Raw genomic sequence first — 14,669 nt, 5'->3', positions numbered from 1 at the left:
GCCGATGAAGACACTGCGCGCATGCTGCATACGTCTACACCGTTGGTTCGGCTTGGCCAGCGCAGCTTTTCTGGTACTGGTCGGCCTGACAGGCAGTGTGCTGGCCTACTATGAAGAGCTCGATGCCTGGGTGAACCCGCGGTTCCTGGCGCAAGTCAGGCCTGGTGAGCCCAGGCTGGATTTGGCTACATTGGCCGAGCGTGCGCAGGACCTGGCCCCCGAAGTGCAGGTGATGGAGGCGACCTGGCGCTATGGCGGCCGGCAGGCGGAAATCCGTACGCGGCCCTGGCCGGACTCGGATCCATCTTTTGCGCCCGGCTTCGACAGCATCCTGCTTGACCCTTGGACCGGGGCGCAGTTGGGCCGGCGCACCTGGGGCGATATCCGGCAGGGGTGGGTCAACCTGATTCCCTTCCTCTACCGCCTGCACTATGAGCTGGCGCTGGGGCACCCGGGCATGGTGCTGTTGGGGCTGGTTGCGTTGGGCTGGACGGCGGACTGCTTCGTAGGCCTGATCCTGACACTGCCGGCCATTGGATGGCAGTCGCGCTGCCAAAGGAGGAAGTCGACTCGGGGGTGGTGGATACGCTGGTTGACCGCCTGGCGCATCAAGCATCCCGCCTCGGGGACGCGCCGCCTGTTCGACTTGCACCGGGCCTTCAGCCTTTGGTGCTGGATGGCCCTGCTGGTCTTCGCCTGGTCCAGCGTACTCCTCAATCTTCCTTCGGTTTACGAGCCCGTGATGCTAACGCTGACCGGCTATACACCGCCGGCGGTGTCAATCATTCAGGCGTCCGGGAAGCGGGGAGACGCCGAGCGCGGCTTGTCCTGGCGCCAGGCATTGGAGCAGGGGCGCCACTTGATGTCCTATCAGGCGCGGTCGCTGGGCTTTACCGTCCAACGCGAAATCATGTTGCGCTTCATTCCGCGCGACGAGGCGTGGCTATACCGCACACATGGCAGCAGGGACGTATTGCATCGCCGTGGCGCCACCGATTTGTATTTTGATGCACACACGGGACGACTGCGGGCATTGCAGCTACCCACTGGCGAGGGTGCAGGCCAGGCGGTGACGAGTTGGCTCTATGCGTTGCATGTGGCCGACGTATGGGGCTGGCCGTTGCGCGTGGTCGTATTGATCTTGGGTGTGGTTCTGGCAATGTTGTCAATGACCGGTGTATTAATCTGGCGAAGAAAACGCATGGCTGAGAACAGATCAGCAGGTGAGTAGCGCAATGCTTTGCAAACAGCCAGGCGACGCTCGCCAGCATCGCCAATTTGCATCAATATACGGTGCTCAAGCACGCGCGGCACCGCAACGCTTTATCCTATTATGCTCGAACACTTTGCGGGATGACACGCCTGGCGGCCCCTTGCTGATTTTGCCTACCCCGGCATTTGCGAATTGTGCGCCAGCCCTTGCGGGATCACACTGCAATCCTGAATATCCGCCAGGAGAGCGCTGTGCAAAAACGACCCGCCCAAACCGCGGCCAAGACCCTCAAATCGTTCACCGGCAACGCTGGCGCCCAATGACCGCGCGCCGCGCCGTTTCGGGCAGGGCCGGCAGTCACGCCGCGCAGCACGGGCAGGCTCTGGTGCTCGGCATGCTGCTGGCGGGCGCCGCTGTCCTGGTGTTCGTCCGCTATTTTGGCGCCGGCCAGGTGGTGGCGGCCAAGGCCAGGCAGCTTCACGCGCTCGATGCCGCGGCTTACAGCGGGGCGCTGACGCAGGCGCGCGCCTTGAATATGCTGGCCTACATCAACCGCGCCCACGTCGGGCACCAAGTGGCCATGGCGCATCTGGTCACCCTGGGGTCGTGGGCGTCGCTGGGCGGCGCCCAAGCGCGCCAGCTGGCCAGCGGCAATCCGCCGGCCTACCTGCTGGCCATGATGTTCGGTTCGCAGCACGGCGCGGCCTACCAGGCGGCGCAAAAGGCCGCCGGCTTTGACGCGCGGGCCGGCTCGCAGGGCGAGCTGGCCCGCGCCTACGCCGCTCACGACGACGTGGTCCAGCAGGTTCTCGGCACGGTGCAAGACGCTGTCGTCGCGGGCCTGCCGCAGGCGCGCCTGGCGGCGATGCAGGCGGTGCTTGCGCGGAATTATCCCGGCCTTCCCCCCGGCAGCGCATTCGATCTCGTCATCGAACACGACAACTGGGAGGCTTATGTGCAGCGCCATTCGGCGCAGCAGTTGCGGCCTTTCATCCAGGGTGTGGCGCAGTTGTACGGTTTCTTGTCGCCGCGCGACCATACCGTTTACAACCCATGGGTGGTCCAGGCCAGGTGCCCCCATTTAAGGCACCAGTTGCGCCGCCGCGGCGGCACGGAACTCGACGCCACCGGCCGCTGGCAGTCCACGGACACGCAGTCCTACCATGCGCTGCGCTCCAATAAATGGATAGGCTGCTACTACCGCGAGTACGCCATGGGCTGGGGCTGGATAGCCGGCGCCGCGGCGCCGGCCATGGCCGGGCCGCATGTGGATAATCCTCCCGACGATTTTTCGGACCAGGATTTCTGGCGCTGGGTAAAAGAAGCCACCGACTGGGACATTGCATCGGGCCGCGACAACCCCCTGGCCAATTCCAGGGCGGTGGCAAGCCGGCCGCGCTGGCAGGGTTCAGGCTTGCCCGGCTACTTCGATACCGCTGCTGGCGCGGGCGGCCATGCCTTGCGCCTGGACGTAAGCTTGCGGCATCCGGGCCCGCAGGGCCTGACGGTAAGCACGCGCAGCGCCGCAGAAACCTTCTTCGACCGGCCCCGGGCGCGCGCGGATGGCCGGGCTGAAAGCGCCAATTTATTCCACCCCTACTGGCAGGCGCGGCTGGCCGCGCAGCTGGAACCGGGCATCGCTGCGCGGGGCCAGCCATGACAGCTCTTTCGATCCACCGTCCGCAACACGCCGCGGCGCCGCGGCCGGCGGCAGCCACGCCGCAGCTGGGCCAGGCGCTGATGGAGGGGATGGTGGCGCTCATGGCGCTGCTATCTTTGTGGGTGGGCTTGTCCTGGCTTGCGCGGCTCCAGGACATGGCGCTCCAGGCGGCACATGCCAGCCGGTATGCCGCCTTTGCCTTTACCCGCAATCCGCAAGCCGATACAGAAGGGGATGTGCGGCGGCATTACTTTTCAGGCCCGGCGCACCAGTGGTCCGATCGCCGCGGCCAGCGCCTGCTCGGCGACGGGCTGGCCGAAGTGGCCTTGCGCTACGATAGCGGCGCAGCGCTGGCCGCCCAGGCTCAGGCGGGCGGAGCCGCCCCCTATGCGCAGTCGCTGCGGCAAGGCTGGCGCATCGAAGATACCGGCATACTGGCCGGCCATGTCGCGGTGGCGCCCTGGCCCGGCCTGCCGCCGGGGCCCGCGGCCTCCCCATCGGCCGGCCTGAACTATTTCGACAGCCAGCGTCTGGTGTTGCGCCGCCACACGGCCATCCTGGCCGGAGCCGGCCATGCGCCGGACGACGCGGCGGCGCAGCAGTTGTTGGCCGGCTCAGCCCTGGCGTGGGGAAAGAGCGCCGACGCTTCGTATGCGCTGGGCGCGCAAGTCGCGGCAGCCATGGTCCGCGTGGATGCCGCCTGGAATCGCAGCGCGCCGGTCTTCGATTGGCTAGCGCCCTGGGCGGGGCGCGTCCCGGACCCGCATCTCCATTCTGAAATTGAAACGGAGGCCCCATGAAGAACCGGCTTGCGGCAAACACGAGCAGCGGCCTGCCTGGCAGACGCGGGTTGCGCCTTTCCGCCATCGTCCCGGGCATGCTGTTGCTGGCATTGGCGGGCGGTGCCTGCCGCGCGACGTCCGCCCAGGGCGCCCATGCCGTGGAAGCGCGCCTGGCCGCGCTGCCGGCAGGGCAGTTCAAGTGGGGCGAACACCAGGCCCTGCGCCTGTCGGGCGTGCTGGTCTACGTAAAGCCATTCACGTCCGGCGGTTCGGCCGCGCAGGCGGCGCAGTCTCTTGCCAACCATGCGGATCTCTTCCAGCGGGTGCTGGCCGCTGGCGATACCATTGTATTGTCGGGCCTGCAGCGCGATTGGCATTGGCTGGCCAGGATCGAATCCGCCGGGCCGGGGTCCAGCGGCTATGTCTCGGCGCTGCACGTGGATGCCGGGCATCCGGGCCAGGAATAAGGGGAACGCCATGCGGCTGCCCGCGTTCAACCGGTCCATGGCCATGCTGCTGCTTGCGCTCGCGGCTGGCCTGTGCGCGGCCTGGGCCGCGCGGCAGCATATCCAGCGGCGTGTTCAACTGCTCGAAGACCAGGCCCGGGTGCCCATGGTGAACCGGGTCGTGGCGGCCTATGACCTGCCCGCCGGCACCCGCCTGGGGGCCGAACATCTGGCGCTGCGGTCACTGCCGGCGGCCACCGTATCGAGCGACAGCATCCCGCCCGAACGCTACGCCGAATTGAACGGCACGGTATTGCGCGCCCCATTGCGGGCTGGCGATCCGGTGCTGCCGGTGCATGCCATGGCGCAACATCAAACCGCCTTTTCCACCCATCTGGCCCCTGGCCGGCGCGCCATCACCATGCCTGTGGATGTCATCAATTCGGTTTCCGGCCTGCTGCAGCCCGGCGACCTGATAGACCTCTACGTATCATTCGAGTACCAGCGCCGGCGTATTACCGCGCCTCTCCTGCAAGGGGTATTGGTGCTGGCGACCGGCGCCAATACCCAGCATGTCCAGGATCCGGCGCAGTTGCGGCAGGGCGCCTATGCCACCGTCACGCTGGATGCCGCGCCCGAGGACGCGGTCAAGCTGGTCGCCGCCCGGCAGGGGGGCGCCATCACCGCCGTGCTGCGCCATCCGCACGATAGCGAATCGAGCCAGAAGGCCGTGCGCGGCGACCTCGCGAGCCTGCTGGGCGTGAGCGCGGCGCCGCCCGCCGCCGCCAAGAAAATTCCGGTCATCTACGGCGACAGCGCGCAGCGCAGCGTGCCCGGCCTGGCGCCCCGGGCGTCTTCTTCCAGCCAGGCCAGCGGGGTCTTCGACCTGCCTTATACCCCTGAACTGGCCAGCGCCTGGATGCGGCAGCTTGCCGATGGCGAGGAAGCATTGCCCATCTACGGTTTGCCCGCCGGCCCCGCGCAGCCATTCGACGAGACCCGCGGACAAGGCGGCCAGCCATGATGCCCAAAGCCCTTTATTGCCTTCTTGCCCTGGCGCTGCTGCTGGCGCCGGCCAGCTCGTCCGGCCGCCAGGACAGCCTGCTGAGCATGCAGGCAGGCGAGGTCAAGGTGCTGGCCATACCCGGCGTGGCGCGCGTGGCCGTCGGCGACGGCCAGATATTGAACGCGCTCGCAGCCGATGATAAAGAAGTCATCGTCTTCGCCCGCCGCGAAGGCTCCAGCGCCCTGCAGATATGGTCGACCGGCGGGCAGCGCCACCACTACCAGGTCGAGGTCGCGCCGGAAGGCGCGCGGCAGGCGCAGAAAGAACTGCGCGGGATGCTGGAACGCATACCCAAGGCGAGGATCTCGGTGGTGGGCGACAAGCTCATGGTAGAGGGCGAGGATCTCTCCGACCGGGACCGCCAGCGGGTCGCCGAGCTGGGCAAGCGCTATCCTCAACTGCTGGACTTCACCAGCCAGGTCGGCTGGGATCGCATGGTGCTGCTCGACGTCCAGGTGGTCGAGGTGCCGCGCTCGCAATTGCAGGAGCTCGGCGTGCGATGGAACCCGGCCGCCGAGGGCGGCATCAACGCCGGGCTGTCCTGGGACGGCGGTTCCGGGCGCCTGGCCGACAGGCCCGGCGAAACCGTGCTGCCCATGGCGTTTCCGGCCACCGCCGCGGCCGGCTATTTTGGCGTCAACGCCTTGTTGTCGGCCCGCATCAACGCGATGGCCCAGACCGGCGCGGCCGTCGTGTTGGCGCAGCCGCAGTTGCTCGCGCGCAGCGGCGCCACCGCCGAATTCCTGGCTGGCGGCGAAGTGCCGTATTCCACCGTCGACGCCAACGGCAACACCAATACCGCATTCAAGCCCTACGGAGTGTCGCTCAGAATAACGCCGCAGCTCGAGCGCAATGCCGCGGTGCGTTCGCGCATCGAAGTGGAGGTCAGCTCGATCGATCCATCCATGTCCGTCGCCAACGGCCCGTCCCTGAAGACGCGGCGGGCCGCCACCGAATTCAATGTGCGCTCGGGCCAGACCCTGGTGCTGGCGGGCTTTCTTTCGCGCGACGAATCGCGCAATGCCGATAAAGTGCCGGGGCTGGGCGATATCCCCATTCTGGGCCGCCTGTTCAAGTCCACCCGCTTTCAGCGCAATGAAACCGAACTGGCGATATTCGTCACGCCGCTCGTCGTGACGGCCGACCATCCCGACCTGACGCGGCGCGTCCAGAAAGGGCAGGCGATAGTCGATGCCGCCTTTCCCGGCGAACAACTCATCAATGTGCCGCTGCGCCCCGCCGGCGCTTTGCCTGACGCGCTGCCCGATGCGGCGCAATCCTATTGGAATCCCTGGGGCCCGGGTTCGCAATGGGCGCAGCGCGGCCAGCAATCCGGCCCCCTGCCGCCGCAGGAAAGCTTCACGCGCGCCGGGTCGAACCAGCGCAATTTTTCGGAGTAGGCCATGCTAGAACTGGAATTGCGTTTCGAGGACGGCAGGGTGGATCACCTGCAAGCCGGGCTGCCGCTGGAAATCGGCCGCGGCGCCGAATGCGGCTTGCGCCTGAAGGCATGGCGTGTTGCCAGGCGCCATGCCCGCCTGGAGCAGCGCGAAGGCGGCCTGTTCCTGGAAGATTTCGGCGCGCTCAGCGGCACGCTGGTCAATGGCCAGCGCGTCACCCGCCATGGTCCGCTCCATGCCGGCGACGAGATCGTGATCGGTCCCTGCCTCATCCATCTGCGCGACACAGGCCAGGCTGGCACGTCCGGGCCCGCTCCAGCTTCGGCTGCGGCATCCGTCGGTTTGCCTGGCGGCCCGGTTCCGGCACCGGTATCCGGCGGCTGCTACGCCGGGCCGTCCGGCGCGGATGCCGCCGCCCTGGCGGGGCCGGCGCTCTCGCAGGCCGCCGCGCCTGGCGCGGCGCTCTCCGGTCCGGCCATGCCGCCGGCCGATGCCGCGGCGCCCATCCTGAAGGTGATGCTGGGCCACCGCCGGCGGCTGCATGGCGTGCTGCTTGAAAAGCTGGATCTGCGCCGCCGCGACATCGCCGGCATGAGCGACGAGGCCTTGCGCGGCGAAGCAATGGCCGCCATGCGGGACATCATCGCCCACGATACCGAAGTGCCGGCGGGGGCGGATCGCGCCGCGCTGTTGCTGGAGGTGGTGAACGAGGCGGTCGGGCTGGGCCCTCTGGAGCCCTTGCTGGCGGATCACGCCATTACCGAAATCATGGTCAATCGCCACGACGAGATTTTCATCGAATCCGGCGGCCGGCTGAGCCGCCACGCCGCCGCCTTCAGCAGCGAGCAGGCCGTGCTGGGCGTCATCGAGCGCATTGTTTCGCCTTTGGGGCGGCGGATAGACGAAAGCTCGCCCATGGTCGATGCGCGCCTGCGCGACGGGTCGCGGGTCAATGCCGTCATTCCGCCGGTCGCCTTGCGCGGCGCCAGCCTGACCATACGCAAGTTTCCGCAAAGCCGGCCAGCCATGGACGACCTGCTGCGCGCCGGCGCGCTGGACGAGGCCATGCGGGACTTTCTGGCGGCATGCGTGCGGCACCGGAAAAACCTGATCGTCTCGGGGGGCACGGGCTCGGGCAAGACCACGCTGCTGAACATCCTGTCCAATTGTATTCCCGATGGCGAGCGCATCGTCACCATAGAAGACGCCGCCGAATTGCGCCTGAATCACCGCCACCTGGTATCCCTGGAAGCGCGGCCGGCGAATCTCGAAGGGCGCGGCAGAATCGATATACGCGACCTGGTGCGCAATGCGCTGCGCATGCGGCCGGATCGCATCGTCATCGGCGAATGCCGCGGCGGCGAGGCTTTCGATATGCTGGCCGCCATGAATACCGGGCACGAGGGTTCGCTGACCACCTTGCACGCCAACAGCCCGCGCGATGCGCTGGCGCGGCTGGAAACCATGATACTGATGGCGGGCATGGATCTTCCGCTGGCCGCGGTGCGCGAGCACATAGCGGCCAGCATAGACTTCATCGCGCAGCAGGCGCGCCTGAGCGACGGCCGGCGGCTGATCACCTCCATTGTCGAGGTCACGGGCATGGAAAGCGGCAGGATACAGATCCAGGAACTGTTCCGCTACCTGCCCGGGCCGCCAGCCGTTTTCGCGGGCTGCGGGGTAGTGCCGGAGGCCTTCACGGACGAGTCCGGATCGGCGCGCCTGCCGGCGGCCTGGTTCGACCGGCGCACTGCCGCGCATGCTGCGCCGCAAGGTCTGGGCGCCGCCCCGCACGCCGCCTCGCACGCCGCGCCGGCTGCCGGCCACGCGCCGGCCTGATGGCGCCCGGAGCGCATCATGGTAATCGTGCTGGCGCTGTCCATCGCCGTGCTGGCGGGGGTGTCGAGCTGGTTTCTGCAGCAATCGGCCAGCCGCGCCTATGAACGCTATCGCAACGCCTTCAAGAAAGAGGCAACGGCGCGCATGGGCGAATTCTTCCTTTTCCTGGACCCGGCCCAGCTCTGGCTTGCGAACCTGGCGCTATGCGGCCTTGCCGCGGCCCTGGTCTACATCGCCTCGGGCCCGCTGTGGCTGGCCGCGGCGGCGGGCGCGCTGGCCTTGCTTGCGCCGCAGTACAGCATCAAGCAACTGAGGCGCCGCCGCCTGCGGCGTTTCGACGAACAACTGCCCGACCTGCTTCAGGCCCTGGCGGGCGCCCTGCGCGCCGGCTCGGGCGCGCAGGGCGCCCTGCGGCATATCGTGGCGCAGTCGCCCATCCCCCTGGCCCAGGAATTCGGCCTGATGCTGCGCGAACAGCGCATGGGCGTGCCGTTCGAACAGGCCCTGGCCGCCCTCTACCTGCGCATGCCCACCGAGGGCACGGGGCTGGTCGTGTCCGCCCTGCAGATCGCCGCCCAGACCGGCGGCGGCCTGGCCGAGACCCTGGAACGCATTGCCGCGACGCTGCGCGCCCGTTTGCATTTGCTGGGCCGCGTGCGGGCCCTGACCGCCCAAGGGCGCATGCAGGCCTGGGTAATGGCCTGTCTGCCCCTGGTGCTGGGCGTGGTGCTCGCCCAGCTCGATCCGGACTCCATGCGGGTGTTGTGGCAGACCCCGGCGGGCTGGACGGTGATGGCGCTCATCGCCGGCCTTGAATTGCTGGGGGTATTCTTCATACGGCGCATCGTCGATATTCAGGTGTGAGGGCCAGGCCATGTTTTTCTGGATAAGCAGCGCAGCGGCGGGGCTGTCGCTATGCGCGCTGGTTTGGGTGTTCACGCGGCCTCTGGCCGCGCCAAAGGCGGGCGACGATTCCGGCGCTCCTCCCTTGAAGCTGGTATGGCCCTGGGTGCTTGCGCTGGCGCCGCTGTGCGCGCCGCTTGTCTCCTGGCCCGCGCGCGAATATCTGCGGCGGCGCATTCAGGTGGCAGGGCTGGCCGGGGCCTGCCTGCCCGAGCATATTGTCGCCCTGCAATGCCTGGCCTTCGCCGCCGCGGCGGCGGCCGGCTTCGCGCTGTGGTCCGCGGCCGTGGGCATGAGCCCGCTCCAGGGCGCGGCGCTGGGCCTGGCCGGCGGCCTCGCCTCGATGTGGTGGCCCAGGAAATGGCTGCGCGACCTGGGCTTGCGCCGCCAGGCCCTCATGCTGCGCGAATTTCCCTTTTTGCTGGACATGACCACGCTATGCGTGGAGGCCGGGCTCAATCTTCAAGGGGCCTTGCAGCAGGCTGCCGCCCATGGCCCGCCGGGCCCCTTGCGCAGCGAACTGCGCCGCGCCCTGGCGGACATGCGCGCGGGCATGCCGCGCATGCAGGCCTTGAACGAACTTGCGGCTCGTACCGGCCTGGCCGCCGTGCGCAGCCTGGTGACGGCATTGATGCAGGCCGATCAACTGGGCATGAACCTTGGGCCCTTGCTGCGTTCCCAGTCCGAACAGCGGCGCGCCGAACGTTTCCTGCGGGCGGAAAAGCTTGCCCTGGAGGCTCCCGTGAAAATGCTGTTTCCCATGGTGTTCTGCATTTTCCCCTGCACCTTTCTGATTATCGGCTTTCCGATAGCCGTCAAGCTGATGGGGACGCAGTTTTGAAAGGCGTATTGACGCTGCGCAGGGCCAGCGGCTTCCGGGCCCGCTTGCTCGGCCTGCACGCCTGGCCCTGCCTGCCTTGGCACACAGGCCTGCATCTGGCGCCATGCCGCGCCATCCACACCTTCGGCCTGGCCTACGCCATAGACGTTGTCTTCCTGGACGCGGCGTCCAGGGAGCTGAAGCTGGTCGCGGGCCTGGGCCCTTGCCGCGTGGCCATCTGCCTGCCCGCCGCGTCGGTGGTCGAGCTGCCCGCCGGGTATTGCGCGGCCAATCCAGGCTATGCCGCCGCTATAGCGCGCTGTCTGTGTCCGCGCCCGCATTGCCGCCGGTCGGGTAATTGACCCCGAACACGCTGACATAAGCCGGATAGAAGCTGCAATACAAAACCGCCGCCACGATGATATTGACTGGCGTCAGGAAGACCTGCACCATGCCGGGCGACGCGCCCAGCATGGTCAAAAACGAGCCTGTGGTTTGTATGGCGAAGAAGATGGCCGCCCAGCTGACGCCGTATGCCAGGAACGGCCATTTATTGCGCCAGCAGGCCACCATGGAAAAGAACAGCGCCTGCGTCATCTTGATGCGGTGCCAGCCTATCAGGGCGGGCGCGTGCCAGAACAATGCCGAAATCACCACATACAGCAAGGCAAAGGTGATGAATGGGCCGCGCATGGCGGATATCAACGCATTCTCGTCTATGGCGCCCTCGGCGTTGATGGCGCTCATCAGGCCGTCCATGAAGGGCAGGGTGGCCAGGAAGCCCCCGGCCAGGCAGCTGGCCAGGTAGGCCAGGCCCAGCCCGAACAGGCGCTTGCGGGTATCCTTGTCGCGCAGGGGCTCCAGCCACATGGGCAGCAGCATGGGCTTGCCGCCCGCTATGTTGCGGCAGGCGCTCAGCGTGATGAAGGTCAGCAGCGGCGTGCTGGCGATGAGCGCCATTTGCCCGAAGAGCGGAATCAGGTAGCTGACAGTAATGAAGAATCCTGTCATCAGGCTCCAGAAAAACATCGCCATGGGCTGGCGCTTGAAGAGCTTGAATCCATCTTGTATCCAGGACCAGCCGGATGTGATGGGAAGGATGGCAGCTTGCATAATGAGTCGGGCTTCCTGGCGACGCAGCGCGTCTATGGTGATTGCGCAAAAATGCGCTTTGTTCAATGATAGCGGGTTAGCGCGCGCCAGTCTCAGGGAAGAGCCAGGGCGGGGGTTTTCCGGCGCTCCCGCAAAATGCGTTCGAAATGCGTGGGATCGTGCGGCTTGAGTGTCTGGGCCGGCCGCGGCAGGTAGAAATCATAGAGGCGCGATACCCAGAAGCGCAGGGCGGCCGCCTGCAGCAAAGTGGGCCACGCGGCTTTTTCTTCGGCCGTGAAGGAGCGCACCGCCGCGTAGGCATCCAGCCAGGCCTGCAGCTTGCTGGTTTCGAAGACGCCCGTATGGCGTTCGATGCACCAGTCGTTCACGCTTACCGCCACGTCGAACAGCCAGGTATCGCAGCCGGCGAAATAAAAGTCGATGAAACCGCCCATCCGGGGCATCTCGAAGGTGCCGTCAAACAGCACGTTGTCGCGGAACAGGTCGCAGTGGGCGGGACCGGACGGCAGGGACCGGTAGGCGGCGCTGGCGGCAAACAGCGTTTGTTCCTCCAGCGTCTGCCGTATCAGCGCGGCCTGTTCGCCGCTCAGGAAGGGCAGAACCTTGGGTATGGTTTCCTGCCACCAGGGCAGGCCGCGCAGATTGGGCTGCCGGATGGCGAAATCGCGGGCGGCCAGGTGCGCCCGCGCCAGGGTCGCGCCCGCCAGGGCGCAATGCGCCGCGCTGGGCGCCGGCTCGTAGCCGCCAGACAGGCGCGTGACGATGGCGCAGGGCTTGCCGTGCAGCAGGGTCAGCCGGGTGCCGTCGCGCAGCGTCTGCGGCTGCGGCACCGGTATATGGCGCTGCGCCAGATGGTGCATGAGTTCTATGTAGAACGGCAATTGTTCGTAGGTGAGGACTTCGAACAGGGTCAAGACATATTCGCCTTGCGTCGTGGTCAGGAAATAATTGGTGTTTTCGATGCCAGCGGTAATGCCGCGCAGGGAAACGAGGTCGCCCAATGTATAGCGGGTCAAAAGCTCGCGCGCATCGTTGTCGCTGACGGGGGTAAAAACGGCCATAGGCTGAAAGCTCTGCTTGGGTAAACCGTGAATGAATAAAAAGCCCGCAAGGTCGGGCCAGTGATTTTAGTCGAGGTTCAGGGTTCGTGCGGCCGACCGTGCAAACATGGGCGGCCGGGCGCCTTGCGCCGGCCGCCGCGCCCGCTGCCTTTCTTGCGGCACACACTGTCACGTAAGCGCAACACCGCTGGCCGGCGGTGCGCACGGTGTATCGAAACGCCTGCCGGGCGATCGGCCAGGGTCCGTCGCCCATTGTGGCGCAAGCGGGCGCGCAAGACCGCGGCCCCGCTGGCGCGGCCTTTGCCGGGCGGGCCCGGCCGGCCTGCCCGGGAAAAGTTGGTACGGGTCTTGCTTTAGCCTCAATGCGAGATATTTACGCACAGCTTGCATGAGGTGCCGCCGGCGAATGCCGTGAATTGGCCAGGTGGCAGATCCGAGACCGCTAGCAATAAATAAATGGATGGAGACAAAAATGAAGCGTTTACTGCTTTCATTGTCTGTCGTTATGGGCGCCACGATGTCCATAGCTCAGGCAAACGACAAATTGATTGAATTGTCCAAGAGTGATGAAAACTGGGTCTTGCCAGGCAAGAACTATAGCGCCAACAACTACAGTCCCATGAAGCAGATCAGCGTGGAAAACGTTGCGAAGCTGAGCCCGTCCTGGTCGTTTTCGACCGGGGTGCTGAACGGGCATGAAGGGACTCCTTTGGTGGTCAACGGCGTGATGTACATTCATTCGCCATTCCCCAACACGACATTCGCGGTGGACCTCAAGGAGCCCGGCAAGATTCTGTGGACCCACAAGCCCAAGCAGAGCGCGGCCGCGCGGGCGGTGGCATGCTGCGACGTGGTGAACCGCGGCCTGGGCTATTGGCCGGGCGACGACAAGTCGGGGCCGCTCATCCTCAAGACGCTGCTGGACGGCCACGTCGTCGCGCTCAAGGCCGACACCGGCGAGGAATACTGGAAAGTCGAGAACTCCGATTACCGCGTGGGCTCGACGCTGACCATTGCGCCCTTCGTCGTGAAAGACATCGTGCTGATCGGCTCGTCCGGCGCCGAGCTGGGCGTGCGCGGCTATGTCACCGCCTACGACGTCCATACCGGCGAACAGAAATGGCGCGCCTACGCCACCGGCCCCGACGAGGACATCATTCTTGCGGACGACTTCAATGTCAACACACCGCAATATGGCACCAAGGGCCTGGGCACCTCGACATGGGAAGGCGACGCCTGGAAGGTGGGCGGCGGAACCAACTGGGGCTGGTACGCTTTCGATCCCGAAACCAATATGGTGTACTTCGGCACCGGCAACCCCGCGCCGTGGAACGAAACCATGCGCCCGGGCGACAATAAGTGGACCATGGCGATATGGGGCCGCGACGTCGACACCGGGCAGGCAAAGTTCGCCTATCAGAAAACCCCGCATGATGAATGGGACTATGCCGGCGTCAACGTCATGATGCTCAGCGAGCAGAAGGACAAGGATGGCAAGATGCGCAAGCTGCTGACCCATCCCGATCGCAACGGCATTGTCTACACGCTGGACCGGGTCACGGGCGAACTGGTGTCGGCCGACAAAATGGATGACACGGTCAACTGGGTCAAGCACGTCGACCTGAAAACCGGCCTGCCGCTGCGCGATCCGGAATTCGCCACGCGCATGGACCACAAGGGCCGCGATATCTGCCCATCGGCCATGGGCTATCACAATCAGGGACACGATTCCTACGATCCCGAGAAGCGCAAGTTCTTCCTGGGCATCAACCACATCTGCATGGACTGGGAGCCCTTCATGCTGCCATACCGGGCAGGGCAGTTCTTCGTGGGCGCGACGCTGTCCATGTACCCCGGCCCCAAGGGCGACCGCCAGAATTTCGTCGGCCTGGGCCAGATCAAGTCCTTCGACGCGATCACCGGCCAGTTCGCCTGGGAAAAGATGGAGCGCTTCGCCGTATGGGGCGGCACGCTGGCCACGGCGGGAGACCTGGTGTTCTATGGCACGCTCGATGGCTTCATCAAGGCGCGCGATTCCAGGAACGGGGAATTGGTATGGAAGCACCGCCTGCCTTCCGGCGCTATCGGCCACCCCATGACCTATATGCATGACGGGGTGCAGTATGTCGCCATCTTCTACGGAGTGGGGGGCTGGCCCGGCGTGGGCCTGGTGTTCGACCTGGACGATCCGACTGCGGGCCTGGGTTCGGTGGGCGCTTTCAAGAACATCCAGCACTACACCCAGATGGGCGGCGGCGTGATGGTGTTCGCGCTCGACGGCAAGAGCGTCTACAACGATCCCAGGACGGGAGAGTACGCCGGCAGCTAGGCGGGAAGCTGCGCGCGCCGTCCGGGCCGGGCGGCGC

13 protein-coding genes are annotated in these 14,669 nt (G+C 66.2%); 11 read left to right on the top strand and 2 right to left on the bottom strand.

Translation table 11 applies throughout. The features are described 5' to 3' along the window. Positions 1-4 precede the first annotated feature (4 nt). From BUB23_RS00835 to BUB23_RS00790, 10 genes are all read left to right on the top strand, one after another. Complete coding sequence (locus BUB23_RS00835) at positions 5-1,231, top strand: PepSY-associated TM helix domain-containing protein (RefSeq protein WP_073101057.1); 1,227 nt, start codon at positions 5-7, stop codon at positions 1,229-1,231. A 301-nt stretch (positions 1,232-1,532) separates the two neighbouring features. Beyond that, positions 1,533-2,873 carry a hypothetical protein gene (locus BUB23_RS00830; protein ID WP_073101055.1) on the top strand — a complete coding sequence of 447 codons (1,341 nt, stop codon included), beginning with the start codon at positions 1,533-1,535 and terminating at the stop codon, positions 2,871-2,873. Next, positions 2,870-3,673 (top strand): hypothetical protein, encoded by an 804-nt coding sequence (locus tag BUB23_RS00825; protein ID WP_073101054.1) that lies wholly within the window; start codon positions 2,870-2,872, stop codon positions 3,671-3,673. The genes BUB23_RS00830 and BUB23_RS00825 overlap by 4 nt, the downstream gene beginning before the upstream one ends. Next, the gene (locus tag BUB23_RS00820; RefSeq protein WP_073101052.1) at positions 3,670-4,122 is read left to right on the top strand and encodes a hypothetical protein; all 453 of its coding nucleotides are present in this window, start codon (positions 3,670-3,672) and stop codon (positions 4,120-4,122) included. The genes BUB23_RS00825 and BUB23_RS00820 overlap by 4 nt, the downstream gene beginning before the upstream one ends. 10 nt (positions 4,123-4,132) lie before the next feature. Then, positions 4,133-5,125 carry a Flp pilus assembly protein CpaB gene (cpaB, locus tag BUB23_RS00815; protein WP_084135612.1) on the top strand — a complete coding sequence of 331 codons (993 nt, stop codon included), beginning with the start codon at positions 4,133-4,135 and terminating at the stop codon, positions 5,123-5,125. After that, positions 5,125-6,567, top strand: coding sequence for a type II and III secretion system protein family protein (locus BUB23_RS00810; protein WP_073101605.1), 1,443 nt, complete (start codon positions 5,125-5,127; stop codon positions 6,565-6,567). Before cpaB ends, BUB23_RS00810 begins: the two co-directional genes overlap by 1 nt. A gap of 3 nt (positions 6,568-6,570) precedes the next feature. After that, complete coding sequence (locus BUB23_RS00805) at positions 6,571-8,406, top strand: TadA family conjugal transfer-associated ATPase (RefSeq protein WP_084135611.1); 1,836 nt, start codon at positions 6,571-6,573, stop codon at positions 8,404-8,406. Positions 8,407-8,424: 18 nt separating this feature from the next. Beyond that, a complete protein-coding gene (locus tag BUB23_RS00800) occupies positions 8,425-9,270 on the top strand; it encodes a type II secretion system F family protein (RefSeq protein ID WP_073101050.1) in 846 nt (281 codons plus the stop codon). 10 nt (positions 9,271-9,280) lie between these two features. Continuing rightward, positions 9,281-10,150, top strand: a complete 870-nt coding sequence (locus BUB23_RS00795; protein ID WP_073101048.1) for a type II secretion system F family protein — start codon at positions 9,281-9,283, stop codon at positions 10,148-10,150. Then, complete coding sequence (locus BUB23_RS00790) at positions 10,147-10,491, top strand: DUF192 domain-containing protein (RefSeq protein ID WP_178372242.1); 345 nt, start codon at positions 10,147-10,149, stop codon at positions 10,489-10,491. Before BUB23_RS00795 ends, BUB23_RS00790 begins: the two co-directional genes overlap by 4 nt. On the opposite strand, the gene BUB23_RS00785 is transcribed toward BUB23_RS00790, so the two are convergent. After that, positions 10,439-11,242, bottom strand: coding sequence for a BPSS1780 family membrane protein (locus tag BUB23_RS00785; protein WP_073101604.1), 804 nt, complete (start codon positions 11,240-11,242; stop codon positions 10,439-10,441). The genes BUB23_RS00790 and BUB23_RS00785 overlap by 53 nt on opposite strands. Before the next feature lie 92 nt (positions 11,243-11,334). Further along, the gene (locus BUB23_RS00780; RefSeq protein WP_073101044.1) at positions 11,335-12,303 is read right to left on the bottom strand and encodes a homoserine kinase; all 969 of its coding nucleotides are present in this window, start codon (positions 12,301-12,303) and stop codon (positions 11,335-11,337) included. A gap of 472 nt (positions 12,304-12,775) precedes the next feature. Here BUB23_RS00780 and BUB23_RS00775 point away from each other — a divergent pair, with 472 nt between their 5' ends. Further along, positions 12,776-14,632: a methanol/ethanol family PQQ-dependent dehydrogenase gene (locus BUB23_RS00775; protein ID WP_073101043.1), complete on the top strand. Its 1,857-nt coding sequence runs from the start codon at positions 12,776-12,778 to the stop codon at positions 14,630-14,632. Positions 14,633-14,669 lie beyond the last annotated feature (37 nt).

Origin of the sequence: Pollutimonas bauzanensis, from assembly GCF_900129885.1 — a bacterium.
GTDB lineage: Bacteria > Pseudomonadota > Gammaproteobacteria > Burkholderiales > Burkholderiaceae_B > Pollutimonas > Pollutimonas bauzanensis.
The sequence above is the reverse complement of the archived record's forward strand: the minus strand, read 5'-3'. Positions and strand labels throughout refer to the sequence as shown.